The sequence below is a fragment of the Clostridium sp. YIM B02569 genome (assembly GCF_022320765.1).
Lineage (GTDB): Bacteria > Bacillota > Clostridia > Clostridiales > Clostridiaceae > Clostridium > Clostridium beijerinckii.
Genome location: NZ_JAKJJX010000022.1, coordinates 29,979 through 48,225, shown reverse-complemented (window position 1 = coordinate 48,225; position 18,247 = coordinate 29,979). Strand labels below are relative to the sequence as shown.

Here is an 18,247-nt window from a genome sequence, read left to right as displayed (position 1 = left end):
CCTCCTTTTATCTTATTAAGCTCTTTCTTTAACAACTACTGTTATATTGCTTGTTTTCTTTAATATTTTAAATGCTCTACCTTGAGCATGAGGTTGGAATCTCTTTAATGTTGATCCTTGACCAACGAAACACTCTGAAACATATAAGTTATCAGCATTCAATTCCAAATTGTTTTCTGCATTAGCAACAGCTGATTTTAAAACTTTATTTATAACTACCGCTGCTTCTCTTGGAGTATATTGTAAAATAGCAAAAGCTTCGTTAACTTGTTTTCCTCTTATTAAATCAAGAATTACTCCTACCTTTGTTGGAGACATTCTAATATATTTTGCTATAGCTCTAGCTTCCATTTATGATCCTCCTTTCCAGGCTATCTTTTTGATGTTTTATCGTCATGACCTTTATAAGTTCTAGTTAATACAAACTCACCTAATTTATGGCCAACCATATCTTCTGATATATATACTGGTACATGCTTTCTTCCATCATGAACAGCAATTGTATGACCTATGAATTGTGGAAAAATTGTTGAACTTCTTGACCAAGTCTTAACAACCTTTTTTTCTCCATTACCATTCATTTCTTCTATTTTCTTAAAAAGTCCCTCATGAACAAAAGGTGCTTTCTTTGTTGATCTACTCACTAATATGCCTCCCTTCATAAACACTAAGGTCTAAGTTGTGAAGAGAACTTACTATTCTCCTCAAACTACTTAGCTCTTCTATCTTTGATAATAAATTTATCTGAATATTTCTTAGTCTTTCTAGTTTTGTATCCAAGTGCTGGTTTACCCCATGGAGTAACTGGACTTGGTCTACCAACTGGAGATTTACCTTCACCACCACCATGAGGGTGATCATTAGGGTTCATTACAGATCCTCTAACTGTTGGTCTCCATCCCATATGTCTCTTTCTACCAGCTTTACCGATATTAACAATATCGTTTGTTGCATTAGAAAGTGTTCCTATTGTAGCTCTACATTCGATTCTTACATATCTCATTTCACCTGATGGTAATCTAAGAGTTGCATAATCTCCTTCTTTAGCCATTAATTGAGCTGATCCACCTGCTGCTCTAACTAATTGACCACCTTTACCTCTTTGTAATTCTATGTTGTGAATAACTGTACCTACTGGTATGTTCTTTAATGGAAGTGCATTACCAGGTTTGATATCAGCATTAACTCCAGACTCTATTACATCTCCAACTTTTAATCCTGCTGGTGCAAGAATATATCTCTTTTCTCCATCGCTATATATAACAAGAGCAATATATGCTGATCTGTTTGGATCATATTCTATAGTTGCAACCTTTGCTGGGATTTCATCTTTATTTCTTTTAAAGTCTATTATTCTATATTTTCTCTTAACACCGCCGCCACGATGTCTAACAGTAATTTTACCTTGAGCATTTCTACCCGCTTTACTCTTTAATGCAACAAGAAGTGACTTTTCTGGTTCTTGTGAAGTTATTTCTTCAAAAGTTGGCATAGTCATTTGTCTTCTTGCTGGTGTAATAGGGTTAAACTTTTTAACTGCCATTTAAAATTCCCTCCTTCTTCAAGCTTCTCTGGTGTTGATCACCAATAATGGCTTTATTCTACTATTATTGCATTCCCTCGAAGAATTCAATTCCATTACTTTCTTCAGTTAATGTAACTATAGCTTTCTTGTAATCTGATCTCTTACCTACATGTACGCCCATTCTCTTAGTTTTACCTAAGCCGTTTATAGTGTTAACAGATTCAACTTTAACATTGAAAACTTCTTCCACAGCTCTCTTTATTTGAGATTTATTAGCATCAACATGAACTATGAAAGTGTACCTTTTTTCGGCCATAGACGCCATACTTTTTTCAGTTATGATTGGCTTTCTTATTATATCATGGCTTGTTAATTTCATTATGCGTACACCTCCTCAATTTTTGATACAGCATCTTTAGTTATGATTAATTTTTCATATTTCAATAAATCATATACATTGATGTTGTTTGCAGGAATAACACTTATTCCTTGAATGTTTCTTGCTGACTTATAAACAACTTCATTTGATTCAGCTGTTATAATTAATGCTTTATTAGCTTCTAAAGCCTTTAGCATTTCTATCATGCTCTTAGTTTTTGGTGCTTCAAAATTTAATGAATCAAGAACTATCATTTGATTATCTTGAACCTTGCTAGTTAAAGCAGATTTCATAGCAACCTTTCTCATACTCTTTGGAACTGAAACTCTGTAGTCTCTTGGCTTTGGTGCGAATACAATTCCACCTTTGATCCATTGTGGTGATCTGATAGAACCTTGTCTTGCTCTTCCAGTACCCTTTTGTCTCCAAGGCTTAATTCCGCCTCCTCTAACTTCAGATCTAGTTTTAGTTGATTGAGTTCCTTGTCTTTTGTTAGCTAATAATGCAACTACTACTTGGTGCAATGCATATTCATTAATTTCTGCTGCAAATACATTTTCATTTAACTCCATATCTGCAACTTTATTTCCTTCTTTATTAAATACTCCTACTGTAGGCATTTTATTTCCTCCTTTCTTCAAAGAAATTAAGCTCTAACTGTATCTTTAATTACTACTGTACCTTTATTAGGTCCTGGGATTCCACCCTTAATTAGTATTAAATTCTTTTCAGCTATTACTTTAACAACTTCTAAATTAAGTACTGTTGTATTTACAGATCCCATATGTCCTGGCATTCTCTTGTTTTTGAATGTTCTAGATGGATCTGATGAAGCTCCCATTGAACCTGGTGCTCTATGGAACTTAGAACCATGAGTCATAGGTCCTCTTTGTTGATTCCATCTTTTAATTGATCCTTGGAAACCCTTTCCCTTAGATACTGCAGATACATCAACTTTATCTCCTGCTCCAAATACATCAGCTTTTATTTCATTTCCAACTTCGTATTGACTTATATCGTCAAGTCTAAATTCTTTAAGAGTTCTTCTTAAAGTAGCTCCAGCCTTAGCAAAGTGACCTTTTCTTGGCTTATTAGCTAATTTTTCTCTTATTTCATCGAAACCAACTTGTATTGCTTCATAACCATCATTTTCTAATGTTTTCTTTTGAACAACAACACATGGGCCAGCTTCTACTACAGTTACAGGAATCACTTTTCCTTTTTCATCAAAAATTTGTGTCATTCCAACTTTTCTTCCAATTATAGCTTTTTTCATGTATTTACACCTCCCAAACTAATTAGCGGACTGTTAACAATCATAACTAGCCGTTTTATATTATTTCCAGTACTAAAGCTTGATTTCTATATCAACACCCGCTGGAAGATTTAATCTCATTAATGCATCAACAGTTTTAGGTGATGGATTAACAATATCGATTAATCTCTTATGAGTTCTTATCTCAAATTGTTCTCTTGAATCTTTGTACTTGTGAACCGCTCTTAATATTGTAACAACATCTTTTTCAGTTGGTAGTGGCACTGGTCCTACAACCTTAGCTCCTGATGTTTTTGCAGTTTCAACAATTTTTTCAGCTGATTGATCTAAAATTGTATGATCAAAAGCCTTTAATCTAATTCTTATTTTTTGCTTTGACATTTCATTTCCCTCCTTTTATGTACGTTTTACTTCTAACGCACAACAGCGGCTATTCTGTAAACTGTTCCAGGTGTTTCGTGATATCCAAACTTAATACAGAATCCCTGTCGTCGGATTCTAGATCCAAACTTACTCATCAAGAATTACCCGGAAGTCCGGCAACCTCTTGAATCCTCGCTGTATGCTATGCAACTTCTTAATTATACTATTGTTATATTGTCTTTTCAAGCTTTTTTTTACATTTTCCTATTTTTTTTTAATTCCTTATATTTGGTGATTTTTTAGCTATCTTTACTAAAAATTTTATATCAGTTTGTCATAATTTATTTTCGATAATAAATAAATATTTGTGATAACAATCTGATTTTATTATGAAATACTAACTAGATTATATAATTCATAAAATAAAAGCAAGGTGTAATTTCCTTGCTTTTACCGTCAAATATAAATGTATCTTATTCTACTATTTTAGTAACAACTCCAGAACCTACAGTTCTTCCGCCTTCTCTGATAGCGAATCTTAATCCTTCATCCATTGCGATTGGAGTGATTAATTCAACATTCATATCAATGTGATCTCCAGGCATTACCATTTCCATTCCATCTGGTAACTTGATTGATCCTGTAACGTCTGTTGTTCTGAAGTAGAATTGTGGTCTGTATCCATCGAAGAATGGAGTATGTCTTCCGCCTTCTTCTTTTTTAAGTACGTATACTTGACCTACAAATTTAGTATGAGGATGTACTGAATTTGGTTTTGATAAAACTTGACCTCTTTCAATATCAGCTCTTTGAACTCCTCTTAATAATGCTCCGATGTTATCTCCTGCTTGCGCTTCATCCAATAACTTTCTGAACATTTCGATTCCAGTTACTACAACTTTCTTCTTTTCTTCTGTTAATCCAACGATTTCTACTTCATCTCCTACATGAAGTACTCCAGCTTCAACTCTTCCTGTTGCAACTGTTCCTCTTCCTGTAATTGTGAATACATCTTCGATTGGCATTAAGAATGGCTTATCTGTTGCTCTTTCTGGAGTTGGGATATAGCTATCTACTGCTTCCATTAAATCCATGATTGGCTTAATTGCTTCTTCATCTGTTGGATTTTCTAATGCTTTTAATGCTGATCCTGTTATTACTGGAATATCGTCTCCTGGGAAGTCATATTCGCTTAATAATTCTCTTACTTCCATTTCTACTAATTCTAATAATTCTGGATCGTCTACCATATCTGCTTTATTTAAGAATACTACGATATATTGGATACCAACTCTTGATCCTAGTAGTATATGTTCTCTTGTTTGTGGCATTGGACCATCTGCTGCTGATACAACTAAGATAGCTCCATCCATTTGTGCTGCTCCTGTAATCATGTTCTTAACATAGTCAGCATGCCCTGGACAGTCAACGTGAGCATAGTGTCTGTTTTCTGTTTGATACTCAACGTGTGCTGTATTGATTGTGATTCCTCTTTCTTTTTCTTCTGGAGCCTTATCAATATCCGCATAGTTAAATGCTTCTGCAAATCCTTTATTTGCTAATACTGTTGTGATTGCTGCTGTTAATGTTGTCTTACCGTGGTCTACGTGACCTATTGTTCCAATATTAACGTGTGGCTTACTTCTTTCATACTTTGCTTTTGCCATTATAATTTTCCTCCCTTGATAGACATAATTTAAAGAATCTTTTCGTAAATATTATAACTTATAGATATTTTAATATCTATATTTATTATTCAAGTTTTTTACCATATTATATAAAAATTATTAAAGCACATTATATGTTCCGTAAAATAATTTAATATACAATATGATAAAAACTTTATATTACTCTTTATTTAGTTCTGCTACCTGCAATTTGTTCTTGAATATTCTTTGGAACTTCATCATAGTGATCAAATACCATTGAGTAAACTCCTCTACCTTGAGTTCTAGATCTTAAAGTAGTAGCATATCCAAACATTTCTGATAATGGAACAAACGCTCTGATAACTTGCGCTCCATTAAGAGCTTCCATACCTTCCATTATACCTCTTCTTGAATTGATATCTCCGATAACATCTCCCATGTATTCTTCTGGAACTGTTACTTCAACTTTCATCATTGGTTCAAGAAGTACAGGGCTTGCTTTAGCCATTGCATTCTTAAATGCCATAGAACCAGCTATTTTAAATGCCATTTCAGATGAGTCAACTTCATGATATGAACCGTGTACTAATTTAACTTTGAAGTTAATAACATTATAGCCTGCAATTATACCATTTTTAGATGCTTCTTGAATACCTGCATCAATAGCTGGTATGTATTCCTTAGGAATAGCTCCTCCAACAACAGCATTTTCAAATACATATTCACCTTCAGTTGGTTCCATTTCAATCACAGCATGACCGTATTGTCCTTTACCACCTGATTGTTTAGCATATTTAGCTTCTGCTTTAACAGCTGATCTAATTGTTTCCTTATAAGCAACCTGAGGTGCTCCAACATTACATTCAACTTTAAATTCCCTTTGAAGTCTATCAACAATTATTTCTAAGTGAAGCTCTCCCATACCCGCAATAATTGTTTGACCTGTTTCTGTATCAGTCCAAGTCTTAAATGTAGGATCTTCTTCTGCTAATTTAGCTAATGCCATCCCCATCTTTTCTTGAGCATCTTTTGTCTTTGGTTCAATAGCTACTCTTATAACTGGTTCTGGGAACTCCATAGCTTCAAGAATTATTGGACTATTTTCTGCACATAAAGTATCACCTGTTGTAGTGTTTTTTAATCCAATTACTGCACCAATTTCCCCTGCTTCTAATGATTCAACTTCTGATCTTGAATTTGAATGCATCTTAACAAGTCTACCGATTCTTTCTTTCTTACCTTTCGTTGAGTTAAGAACATATGAACCACTTTGCATTACACCAGAATATATTCTTGTAAATGCTAATTTACCAACAAATGGATCAGTAGCTATTTTAAATGCTAAAGCTGATAATGGTTCAGAATCTGAAGAATTTCTATGATCTTCTTCTCCATCTAATGTTGTTCCTTTTATTGCTGGAACATCTAATGGTGATGGTAAGTAATCTACAACTCCATCAATCATTTCTTGAACACCTTTGTTTTTGTATGAAGAACCACAAATACAAGGATATATTTCGTTAGCAATTGTAGCTTTTCTTAAAGCAGCTTTTAATTCTTCAATTGTAAGTTCTTCACCTTCTAAATACTTTTCCATTAATTCTTCATCTGTTTCAGCAATAGCTTCTATCATTGCTGCTCTGTATTCTTCAGCTTGATCAGCATATTCAGCTGGTATAGCTTCTTCTCTCATATCTTTTCCAAGATCATCATAGAATATAAAAGCAACATTCTTTATAAGGTCAACCATTCCTTTGAAGCCTTGTTCGCTACCTACTGGAATCTGAATCGGAACTGCGTTTGCTTTTAATCTATCTTTAACTGTTTGAATACATCTAAAGAAATCAGCACCTGTTGCATCCATTTTATTTACATAAATCATTCTTGGCACACCATACTTATCTGCCTGTCTCCAAACAGTTTCAGTTTGTGGTTCAACACCGCTCTTTGCATCAAGAACTGTAACAGCTCCATCAAGTACTCTTAATGATCTTTCAACTTCAACTGTGAAGTCTACGTGACCAGGAGTATCTATAATATTAAGTTCATGTTCTTTCCAGAAACATGAAGTTGCTGCTGAAGTAATTGTTATACCTCTTTCTTGTTCTTGAACCATCCAGTCCATTGTAGCTTCACCATCATGAACTTCCCCTATTTTGTGACTCACTCCTGTATAGAACAATATACGTTCAGTAGTTGTTGTCTTACCAGCATCTATATGAGCCATTATACCGAAGTTACGGAATTTATCTAAAGGATATTTTCTAGCCATTTATTTGTCCTCCTCTCAATGAGTAAAATATAATTTAATTTGACAAAACTGCCTTAGCATAAGCCAAAACAGTTTTATAGATATTAGTATCTGTAATGAGCAAATGCCTTATTAGCTTCTGCCATTTTATGAGTATCTTCTCTCTTCTTAACAGCTGCTCCTGTATTATTAGATGCATCTAATAATTCACCAGCAACTCTTTCACTCATTAGCTTTTCGCCTCTTTTTCTAGCTGCTATTAACATCCATCTTATTCCTAATGTCTGTCTTCTTTCTGGTCTAACTTCGATTGGAACTTGATAAGTAGCACCACCTATTCTTCTAGCTTTAACTTCTAGTAATGGCATTACATTGTTCATAGCTTCTTCAAATACTTCTAAAGCTTCTTTTCCACTTCTTTTTGCTATTAATTCAAATGCTTCATAGCATATCTTTTGGGCTACACCCTTCTTACCATCTTCCATTATACTATTTATAAATTTAGTAACAACCTTTGAATTGTATACTGGATCTGGTAATACGTCTCTTTTTGCGATATGTCCTTTTCTTGGCACTTTTCTTCCCTCCTTAACATTTTAAATTTAAGTTCATCGGTACTCGGTATTTTTCATACCGTAAAGTGCTACATCTTTTACATCTATATAAACTCAAAATAAAATCTATAATTTCTGTTGAAGATAAGCACTATTCTTTGTTAAAATTCCTATTTCTTCTTAGGTCTCTTAGCACCGTACTTTGATCTTCCTTGTAATCTGTTAGCTACTCCAGCGCAGTCTAGCGCACCTCTTACGATATGGTATCTAACACCAGGAAGGTCTTTAACTCTTCCACCTCTTATAAGAACAACACTATGTTCTTGTAAGTTGTGACCTACTCCACCAATATATGCAGTTACTTCAAATCCATTTGTTAATCTAACTCTGGCAATTTTTCTTAACGCTGAGTTAGGTTTTTTAGGAGTTGTTGTTTTAACTACTGTACATACACCTCTTTTTTGAGGACACTCTTTAAGTGCTGGTGCAGTTGATTTAACTACTGCTGTTTTTCTGCCTTTTCTTACTAATTGGCTAATAGTTGGCATTTTTTCACCTCCTGAAATTTATTTATCTATTTTAAAATTAAGATAAACACTAATTTATCAAGTTATATGAATTAGTATATCATACAACTTATCAAATATACCTAAATTTTACACAATAAATCAATATCCTATGTATTAAGCTATAAATTTACTTTTATAAAATGATATATTCACATTAATTTGTGTGATTTCACATTTAAAATCACACAAATTGTATTTTATCATTTAATTTTACACATGTCAATATAATACATGCTTATTCTTCAACAGTTTCTCCAATAGTTTCTTCAACTAATTCACTATCTGTTTCCACCTTTAAAGATCTATATCTCATCATTCCAGTACCAGCTGGAATAAGCTTACCAATTATTACATTTTCTTTTAATCCAACTAAAGGATCAACTTTTCCTTTAATTGCTGCTTCTGTTAGAACTCTTGTCGTTTCTTGGAACGAAGCTGCTGATAGGAAACTATCAGTTGCTAATGCTGCCTTAGTTATACCTAGTAGAGTTTGTTCTCCTTTTGCTTCTTCTCCACCAAATTCTCTTACTCTAGCATTTTCTTCATAGAAATCAAACATATCAATCATAGTTCCTGGTAATAAATCCGTGTCACCTGAATCAACGATTTTTATCTTTCTAGTCATTTGTCTAACAACAACTTCTAAGTGTTTATCATTAATATCAACACCTTGTAGTCTATAAACTTTTTGAACCTCTGAAAGTAAGTATCTTCTCGCTCCATCTATTCCTTTTATGCTCATTATATCATGAGGATTTACCGAACCTTCTGTGATTTCATCTCCAGCTTCAACATAATCACTTTCATTAACTCTCAATCTTGATCCAAAAGGTATATCGTAGCTACGTTCTTCTCCATCGGCACCCATAACTATTACTGTTCTTTTCTTTTTAGTTTCTTCTATTCTCGCAGTACCAGCAATTTCACTTACTATTGCAAGCCCCTTCGGTTTTCTAGCCTCAAATAGCTCCTCAACTCTAGGTAAACCTTGAGTAATATCTGCTCCTGCAACTCCACCAGTATGGAATGTTCTCATTGTAAGCTGTGTTCCTGGTTCTCCAATTGATTGAGCCGCTATTATTCCAACAGCTTCTCCAATATCAATCTTTTTAGCTGTCGCCATATTCATACCATAGCATCTAGCACATACACCAACTTTACACTTACAAGTGAATACGGATCTAATCTTCACTTTCTTAATTCCTGCAGAAACTATCTTATCAGCGGCATATGGATCCATATATTCATTCTTTGGATGTAATACATCCCCAGTTTCCGGATCAACAATATCTTCTGCTGTATATCTACCAATTAATCTTTCTCTTAATTCCTCGATAACTTCGTTACCTTCTTTAATTTCACTTACAAATATTCCTTCATCTGTGCCACAATCTTCTTCTCTTACAATAACATCTTGTGAAACATCAACAAGTCTTCTAGTTAGATATCCAGAATCCGCAGTCTTTAAGGCTGTATCTGCATTACCCTTTCTAGCTCCATGTGTTGATAAGAAATATTCTATTACATCTAATCCTTCTTTAAATGATGCCCTTATAGGTAACTCTATAATCTTACCTGATGGACTGGCCATAAGACCTCTCATACCAGCTAACTGCTTGATCTGAGATTTTGATCCTCTGGCTCCAGAATCAGCCATCATATATATCGGATTAAATTTATCAAGACTATCCATTAATGCATTGGCTACATCTTCAGTTGTCTGAGTCCATTTTTCTATAACTCTTTCATATCTTTCTTCATCAGATATGAAACCTCTCTTATACATCTTTTCAATCTTTTCGATCGTTTCATCTGCTTCCTTAAGTAAATCATATTTCACTTTTGGAACTATTATATCTGATGAAGCAACTGTTACAGCCCCGATTGATGAATAATGATACCCCAATGCTTTAATATTATCAAGCATTATAGATGTTTTAACCGGACCATGCTTCATATAACATTGATCGATTATCTTTCCTAACGACTTTTTCGTAGCTAAGAAATCAACTTCTAGATTAAATGATTCTTCTTCATTTTCTCTATTTACTAATCCAAGATTTTGTGGAATTGATTCATTAAATATAATCTTTCCAACAGTAGTTTTAATGATCTTAGATTTCAATTCTCCATCGACTTCTCTAAACATTCTAACATTTATTTGAGCATGTATGTCAATTTCTTTAACTTCATACGCCATTATAGCTTCATCTTTGCTTGAGAATGTCATACCATCGCCTTTAGCTCCATTTTTATCCATTGTTAAATAATATGATCCTAGAATCATATCTTGTGTAGGTACACAAACCGGTTTACCATCTGATGGTTTTAGAATATTTGTTGCAGCTAACATTAAAAATCTAGCTTCAGCTTGAGCCTCTACTGATAATGGAAGATGGACAGCCATTTGGTCTCCATCAAAGTCAGCATTATAAGCTGTACATGCTAACGGATGAAGTTTTATTGCTCTACCTTCTACTAATACAGGTTGGAACGCTTGAATACCAAGTCTGTGTAGAGTAGGTGCACGGTTAAGTAATACTGGATGATCTGCAATTACTTCTTCTAATACATCCCATACTTGTGGTAATACTCTCTCAACCATTCTCTTGGCACTCTTTATATTATGAGCTATGCCATCTTGTACAAGCTTTTTCATAACAAATGGTTTAAATAATTCTATTGCCATTTCCTTAGGAAGTCCGCATTGATACATTTTAAGTTCTGGACCAACAACAATAACCGATCTACCTGAGTAGTCAACTCTCTTACCAAGTAAGTTCTGTCTAAATCTACCCTGTTTACCTTTTAACATATCTGAAAGAGATTTCAAAGGTCTATTTCCTGGTCCAGTTACCGGTCTGCCTCTTCTACCATTGTCAATAAGAGCATCTACTGCTTCTTGAAGCATTCTTTTTTCATTTCTTACAATTATATCTGGAGCGCCTAAATCTAATAACTTCTTTAATCTGTTATTTCTGTTTATTACTCTTCTATATAAATCATTTAAATCAGATGTCGCAAATCTTCCTCCATCTAATTGAACCATAGGTCTTAAATCCGGTGGAATTACTGGTATTACATTTATAACCATCCACTGTGGATCATTACCTGATTTTCTAAATGACTCTACAACTTCTAGTCTTCTAATTATTCTAACTTTCTTTTGTCCTGAACTTTGTTTTAATTCTTCTTTAAGTTCTTTTGAAGAAGTTTCTAAATCAATTTCATTTAGCAAATCTTGAATTGCCTCTGCTCCCATGCCTGCTACAAAGCTTTCATCGCCATATTTATCTACAGCTTCTCTATATTCCTTTTCATTGAGAAGTTGTTTCTTTAATAATGGTGTTTCCTTAGGATCTATCACTATATAAGATGCAAAATACAGAACTTTTTCCAAAGCTCTTGGCGACATATCTAAAATTAATCCCATTCTTGATGGAATTCCCTTAAAATACCAAATATGAGATACTGGGGCAGCTAATTCTATATGCCCCATTCTTTCTCTTCTTACTTTAGCTTTTGTGACTTCAACTCCACATCTATCACAAACTATCCCTTTATATCTTACTCTCTTATACTTTCCACAGTGACATTCCCAATCTTTCATTGGTCCAAAAATTCTTTCACAGAATAAACCATCTCTCTCTGGTTTTAAAGTCCTATAGTTAATAGTTTCTGGTTTTTTAACTTCTCCTCTTGACCACTGTCTTATTTGTTCTGGAGATGCTAAACCAATTTGTATTGCATCGAAATTATTTAATTCAAACAAGGGTAAATCCTCCCTTCAAAATTAGTGTTCATCATTAAAATCATCTAGTTCTAATTCAGTTTCAAGATCAGCTATATCGACACTTTCATCATAATCAATTTCATCTATGTCTTCATCATTATTTTGATCATAACTATCATCATCTAATACATCTGGTTCTGGCACCATAATCTCTTCAGTGCCTTCTATATTAACTTCTAGATTTGCCATATCTTCATCAACAAATTCCTTTAAAGTTACTTCTTCATGCTCATCATTTAATACCTTAATATCTAAGCATAATGCTTGTAGTTCCTTAATAAGAACCTTGAATGATTCTGGAACCCCTGGTTCAGGTATATTTTCACCTTTTACTATAGCTTCATATGTTTTAACTCTACCTACAACATCATCTGATTTAACAGTTAATATTTCCTGAAGTGTATGTGCTGCTCCATATGCTTCTAATGCCCAAACTTCCATTTCACCAAATCTTTGACCACCAAATTGAGCTTTACCTCCTAATGGTTGTTGAGTAACCAATGAATATGGTCCTGTAGATCTAGCATGAATCTTATCATCTACTAAATGGTGAAGTTTTAAAATATACATTATACCGACAGTTACCGGATTATCAAATGGTTCTCCAGTTCTACCATCATATAATATAGTTTTAGCATCTTCTCTAAATCCTGCTTTTATCATGCATTCTGTGATTTCAGGTTGTGTTGCACCATCAAATACAGGTGTAGCTATATGCCATCCTAAATGACTAGCTGCCCAACCTAAGTGAACTTCAAGTACCTGACCTATATTCATACGAGAAGGTACTCCTAATGGATTTAAGCATATTTGAAGAGGTCTACCGTCTGGCAAGAACGGCATATCTTCTTCTGGTAATATTCTAGAGATAACCCCCTTATTACCATGACGTCCTGCCATCTTATCTCCAACTGAAATTTTTCTTTTTTGTGCTATATAGCATCTTACAAGTTCATTTACTCCAGGATTCAATTCGTCTCCATTTTCTCTTGTAAATACTTTTATATCAACAATTATTCCAGCTTCTCCGTGAGGAACTCTTAATGAAGTATCTCTTACTTCTCTTGCCTTTTCACCAAATATTGCTCTTAGCAATCTTTCTTCTGCTGTAAGCTCAGTTTCACCTTTTGGAGTTACTTTTCCAACCAATATGTCTCCTGATCTTACTTCTGCACCAATTCGTATAATTCCTCTATCATCTACATCCTTAAGTGCATCATCACTTACATTTGGTATATCTCTTGTAATTTCCTCTGGTCCTAACTTAGTATCTCTAGCTTCACATTCATATTCTTCTATATGCATAGATGTAAAGATATCTTCTCTGACCAATTCTTCTGAAATTAGCATAGCATCTTCGTAATTATAACCTTCCCAAGTTATGAATCCCATTCTGATATTCTTACCTAATGCAATTTCACCTAAATCTGTAGACGGACCATCTGCAATAACTTGATTCTTGTATACTATTTCTCCTGTATCAACTATCGGTCTTTGATTAATACAAGTTCCTGAGTTACTTCTCTTAAACTTTAATAATTTATATACATCTGTGCCACCATCTGAGTCTCTTTTAACACGAATCTCACTGCCTGAAACGTAAGTAACTACTCCAGCATTCTTTGCTTTTGGTAATACCCCTGAGTCAACAGCAGCTTTAAATTCGATCCCTGTTCCAACTATTGGTGCTTGAGGACTTAGTAATGGAACTGCTTGACGTTGCATGTTTGAACCCATAAGGGCTCTTGATGCATCATCATTCTCAAGGAATGGTATCATCGCAGTTGCAACAGATACAATTTGTCTTGCAGATACATCTATTAAATCAACGTCAGTTGTTGGAACAACTAATATATCCTCTAAATGTCTTACTCTGACCTTTTTATTTATAAAGTGCCCATTTTCATCCATTGGCTCTTTTGCTTCAGCTATTAAACATTGATCTTCTTCATCTGCAGTGAAATACCTTATTTCATCTGTAGCTCTTCCATTTTCTTTATCAACAATTCTATATGGTGTTTCTATAAATCCATACTCATTAACTTTTGCAAAAGTTGCCAAAGAATTTATAAGCCCTATATTTGGACCTTCTGGTGTTTCAATAGGACACATTCTACCATAATGCGAATGGTGAACGTCTCTTACTTCGAAACCAGCTCTTTCCCTTGAAAGACCTCCTGGTCCCAATGCTGACAACCTTCTTTTATGAGTAAGCTCTGATAATGGATTTGTTTGATCCATGAATTGTGATAACTGCGAGCTACCAAAAAATTCTTTAATAGCTGCTGCTACTGGTCTTATATTAATTAACATTTGAGGAGTTATAGCTTCTTGATCTTGAATAGTCATTCTTTCCTTTACTACTCTTTCCATTCTAGATAGACCAATTCTAAATTGGTTCTGCAATAATTCTCCTACAGATCTTAATCTTCTATTGCCTAAATGATCTATATCATCAACATAACCTATTCCATAAGTTAATCCTAATTCATAACTTATAGTTGCAAATATATCATCCCTTATGATGTGTTTAGGAATAAGTTTACTAATATTCTTCTTAATTTCCTCTTTAATACTTGCTTCATCAGAAAAATTATCCAATATTTCTTTCAAAGTTGGATAATGAACCAATTCTTTTATTCCTAGGTCTGAAATATCAAAGGAAACTTGTTTCTTTAAGTCTACAAAGTTATTACTAATTACTCTAATAACTTTATCTTCTATTAATACATCAACAGATTTAACACCTGCATTCTGAATTTCTTCAGCTACTAATCTACTTATTTTCTGACCCTTCTCCACCATTATTTCTCCGGTTTGTGGATTAACAATATCAGTGGCCGCTACTTGGTTAGCTATTCTTAGGTTTAATGCAAGTTTTTTATTAAATTTGTATCTTCCTACTCTAGATAAATCATATCTTTTTGCATCGAAAAATAATGTATCAATTAAAGATATAGCACTATCTACTGTTGGTGGTTCACCAGGTCTCAATCTTTTATATATTTCAAGTAGTGCTTCCTCTTTAGTTTTAGTGTTGTCTTTTTCTATTGAAGCTCTAAATCTTTCTTCTTCACCGAAGAAATCTAACAACTCCTGATCACTGCCTAATCCCATAGCTCTTGCCAATATGCTAATTGATAATTTTCTAGTTTTATCAATTCTTACATAAATTACATCATTAGAATCTGTTTCGTATTCCAACCATGCTCCTCTATTAGGAATAACAGTTGATGAATATAACTTTTTACCACTCTTATCTATAGAGTAGTTATAATATACACCCGGTGATCTTACTAATTGACTAACTATAACTCTTTCAGCACCATTAATTACAAAGGTACCTTGCTCTGTCATTAATGGGAAGTCACCCATAAATACTTCTTGTTCTTTAATTTCACCAGTTTCATTATTCTGCAATCTGATTGAAACTTTTAATGGTGCAGCATAAGTCGCGTCTCTTTCCTTACATTCTTCGACAGAATACTTGATGTTTTCCATATCAAGTTTATAGTCTACGAACTCAAGTACTAAATTTCCCGTGAAGTTTGTGATAGGATTAATATCATCAAAAACTTCATGCAACCCTTCTCTTAAAAACCATTCATACGAATCTAATTGTACTTCAATTAAATTCGGCATTTCAGTAACATCATTAACCTTACCAAAACTCATTCTTGTTCTTTTTCCAACTTGGACAGGATGTACCATGAATTTTCACCCCTTGTATAAAATAAACTAAAATAGCCAAAAGCATACTTTCCCTAAGGACTTTGCTTTCGGACAGCGTCTTTCTATAGTATAACCATTATTCACCAGATTATACTCTTTATTTTCACTATAAATATATAGTATTCCATAGAGAATAATACATTATATTATAATATCATAGGATATTTTTCTTGTCAATAAATATTATTGAATAATTCTTTTCAGTTATAAAGCTATATAAAATACCTATTTACCTAACAAGCATTTTATATAGCTTTATAAATTCAGTTTAAAAAAGGTGCTATAAAGCACCTTTTTCTTTAAAACAAACTACTTAACTTCTGCAGTAGCTCCTACTTCAGCTAATTTAGCTTTCATATCTTCAGCTTCGTCTTTAGAAACGCCTTCTTTTAATGTCTTAGGAGCTCCATCAACTATTTCCTTAGCTTCTTTTAATCCTAATCCTGTTATTTCTCTAACTACTTTGATAACCTTAATCTTGTTATCTCCTGCGCTTGCTAATACTACGTCGAATTCAGTTTTTTCTTCAGCAGCAGCTCCACCAGCTACAGCTCCACCAGCTACAACAGCAGCAGCAGCACTTACTCCAAATTCTTCTTCACAAGCCTTTACTAATTCATTTAAATCTAAAACGCTCATTTCTTTTATTGCTTGAATTATTTCTTCTCTTGTCATTTTTAATAGCACCTCCGAATTTTTTTCTTAAAATTTTAGTTAATCTTTAAATTATTCTGCAGACTCAGTTCCTTTGCTATCAGCAATAGCACTTAATACACGTGCAAAGCTTGATATTGGAGACTTGATACTTCCAAGAAGTTTTGCAATAAGAACTTCTTTTGATGGTATTGTTGCAAGTTGTTTAATCTTAGCTTCATCATAGATTTCTCCTTCTATGATACCAGCCTTTAATTCTAACTTCTTGTGATCTTTAGCAAAATCATTTAAAAGTCTTGCAGCTAATGTTACATCTTCATAACTAAATGCAATAGATACTGCACCTTCTAAATATTCTGCTATACCATCTAAGCCTAATTCTTTAGCTGCTAAAGTTACTAAAGTATTTTTATATACTTTGTATTCAACTCCAGCTTCTCTTAAACTCTTTCTAAGAGCTGTATCTTCTTCAACATTTAGACCTTGATACTTACTAAGAACAACAGCTTTTGATTTTTCTAATTTTTCCTTAATTTCAGCAACTTTTGCTTCTTTAAGTTCTCTGTTTTTATTCATTACTGTAGTCCACCTCCTCACAGTTCAAACTGCTTCTTTTATTAAAAAAGACCTTCCGCAGACATGGAAGGCCTATAATACAATCTATTATATACCTAGGCGGGCAGTTATACTTTACGCTTTCGCACCCACTGTCTACGGAAAAAATATTTTCTTTTTACAACATTTGAAATTATACTACATAATTTCAATTAAGTCAATACTAATCTAAAGCTCTTGTAGGATTAACTTTTGCACTTGGTCCCATTGTGCTTGAAACAGATACTGATTTTAAGTATTGCCCTTTTGCTGCTGCTGGTTTAGCCTTAACTAAAGCTTCCATTAATGCAGTAAAGTTTTCTTTTAATTTTTCAGTTCCAAATGATTTTTTCCCAATTGGACAGTGAACTATTGCTGTTTTATCTACTCTATATTCAACTTTACCAGCTTTAATTTCTTCAATTGCCTTAGCAACATCAAATGTTACTGTTCCTGACTTTGGATTTGGCATTAGTCCTTTAGGTCCTAACACTCTACCAATTCTACCTACAACTCCCATCATATCTGGTGTTGCAACAACTACATCATAATCAAACCAGTTTTCGCTTTGGATTTTTTGAACTAGTTCATCTGCTCCAACGAAATCTGCTCCTGCTTGTTGTGCTTCTGCAGCCTTATCTCCTTTAGCAAAAACAAGTACTCTAACTGTTTTACCTGTTCCGTTTGGTAATACAACTGCACCTCTAACTTGTTGATCTGCATGTCTTGGATCTACTCCAAGTCTTACATGTAATTCAATAGTTTCATCGAAGTTTGCCTTTGCAGTCTTTAATGTAAGATCTAATGCTTCTACTGGATTATATAATGCACTCTTGTCTATAAGCTTTGCACTTTCAATGTATTTTTTTCCCATAATTTGCCTCCTCTGTGGTATTAACGGTTTTGAC

16 protein-coding genes and 1 other annotated feature are annotated in these 18,247 nt (G+C 33.7%); all 16 genes read right to left on the bottom strand.

All coding sequences use genetic code 11. The features are described from left to right. Positions 1-15 precede the first annotated feature (15 nt). The 16 genes from rplV to rplA all read right to left on the bottom strand — a co-directional run bounded on the left by rplV (position 16) and on the right by rplA (position 18,213). Positions 16-351 (bottom strand): 50S ribosomal protein L22, encoded by a 336-nt coding sequence (gene rplV / locus L3B96_RS18830; RefSeq protein WP_009167817.1) that lies wholly within the window; start codon positions 349-351, stop codon positions 16-18. Positions 352-371: 20 nt separating this feature from the next. Continuing rightward, positions 372-644 (bottom strand): 30S ribosomal protein S19, encoded by a 273-nt coding sequence (rpsS, locus tag L3B96_RS18825; RefSeq protein WP_023974821.1) that lies wholly within the window; start codon positions 642-644, stop codon positions 372-374. A gap of 65 nt (positions 645-709) precedes the next feature. Then, positions 710-1,543: a 50S ribosomal protein L2 gene (gene rplB, locus L3B96_RS18820; protein WP_017209698.1), complete on the bottom strand. Its 834-nt coding sequence runs from the start codon at positions 1,541-1,543 to the stop codon at positions 710-712. Positions 1,544-1,607: 64 nt separating this feature from the next. Next, the gene (gene rplW, locus L3B96_RS18815; protein WP_011967513.1) at positions 1,608-1,904 is read right to left on the bottom strand and encodes a 50S ribosomal protein L23; all 297 of its coding nucleotides are present in this window, start codon (positions 1,902-1,904) and stop codon (positions 1,608-1,610) included. After that, positions 1,904-2,524, bottom strand: coding sequence for a 50S ribosomal protein L4 (rplD, locus tag L3B96_RS18810; protein WP_011967512.1), 621 nt, complete (start codon positions 2,522-2,524; stop codon positions 1,904-1,906). The genes rplW and rplD overlap by 1 nt, the downstream gene beginning before the upstream one ends. A gap of 26 nt (positions 2,525-2,550) precedes the next feature. Beyond that, positions 2,551-3,180, bottom strand: a complete 630-nt coding sequence (gene rplC / locus L3B96_RS18805; RefSeq protein ID WP_011967511.1) for a 50S ribosomal protein L3 — start codon at positions 3,178-3,180, stop codon at positions 2,551-2,553. A gap of 72 nt (positions 3,181-3,252) precedes the next feature. Then, positions 3,253-3,561: a 30S ribosomal protein S10 gene (gene rpsJ / locus L3B96_RS18800; RefSeq protein WP_002582605.1), complete on the bottom strand. Its 309-nt coding sequence runs from the start codon at positions 3,559-3,561 to the stop codon at positions 3,253-3,255. Between the two features lie 455 nt (positions 3,562-4,016). Next, positions 4,017-5,210 carry an elongation factor Tu gene (tuf, locus tag L3B96_RS18795; protein WP_077303750.1) on the bottom strand — a complete coding sequence of 398 codons (1,194 nt, stop codon included), beginning with the start codon at positions 5,208-5,210 and terminating at the stop codon, positions 4,017-4,019. Between the two features lie 187 nt (positions 5,211-5,397). Next, entirely contained in the window at positions 5,398-7,464 is a 2,067-nt protein-coding gene (fusA, locus tag L3B96_RS18790) for an elongation factor G (RefSeq protein WP_238901367.1), read from the bottom strand. Between the two features lie 83 nt (positions 7,465-7,547). Continuing rightward, positions 7,548-8,018 carry a 30S ribosomal protein S7 gene (gene rpsG, locus L3B96_RS18785; RefSeq protein WP_017210137.1) on the bottom strand — a complete coding sequence of 157 codons (471 nt, stop codon included), beginning with the start codon at positions 8,016-8,018 and terminating at the stop codon, positions 7,548-7,550. Between the two features lie 149 nt (positions 8,019-8,167). Next, complete coding sequence (rpsL, locus tag L3B96_RS18780) at positions 8,168-8,545, bottom strand: 30S ribosomal protein S12 (RefSeq protein ID WP_011967508.1); 378 nt, start codon at positions 8,543-8,545, stop codon at positions 8,168-8,170. A 256-nt stretch (positions 8,546-8,801) separates the two neighbouring features. Then, positions 8,802-12,338: a DNA-directed RNA polymerase subunit beta' gene (gene rpoC, locus L3B96_RS18775; protein WP_077856592.1), complete on the bottom strand. Its 3,537-nt coding sequence runs from the start codon at positions 12,336-12,338 to the stop codon at positions 8,802-8,804. A gap of 21 nt (positions 12,339-12,359) precedes the next feature. Further along, positions 12,360-16,070, bottom strand: coding sequence for a DNA-directed RNA polymerase subunit beta (rpoB, locus tag L3B96_RS18770; protein WP_077856593.1), 3,711 nt, complete (start codon positions 16,068-16,070; stop codon positions 12,360-12,362). A 330-nt stretch (positions 16,071-16,400) separates the two neighbouring features. After that, on the bottom strand, positions 16,401-16,766 hold the full coding sequence (gene rplL, locus L3B96_RS18765) for a 50S ribosomal protein L7/L12 (protein ID WP_011967505.1): 366 nt from the start codon (positions 16,764-16,766) through the stop codon (positions 16,401-16,403). Between the two features lie 51 nt (positions 16,767-16,817). Further along, a complete protein-coding gene (rplJ, locus tag L3B96_RS18760; protein ID WP_011967504.1) occupies positions 16,818-17,321 on the bottom strand; it encodes a 50S ribosomal protein L10 in 504 nt (167 codons plus the stop codon). 34 nt (positions 17,322-17,355) lie between these two features. Beyond that, positions 17,356-17,480, bottom strand: a sequence feature (ribosomal protein L10 leader region). Between the two features lie 43 nt (positions 17,481-17,523). Then, positions 17,524-18,213, bottom strand: coding sequence for a 50S ribosomal protein L1 (gene rplA / locus L3B96_RS18755; RefSeq protein ID WP_023976910.1), 690 nt, complete (start codon positions 18,211-18,213; stop codon positions 17,524-17,526). Between the last annotated feature and the right edge of the window lie 34 nt (positions 18,214-18,247).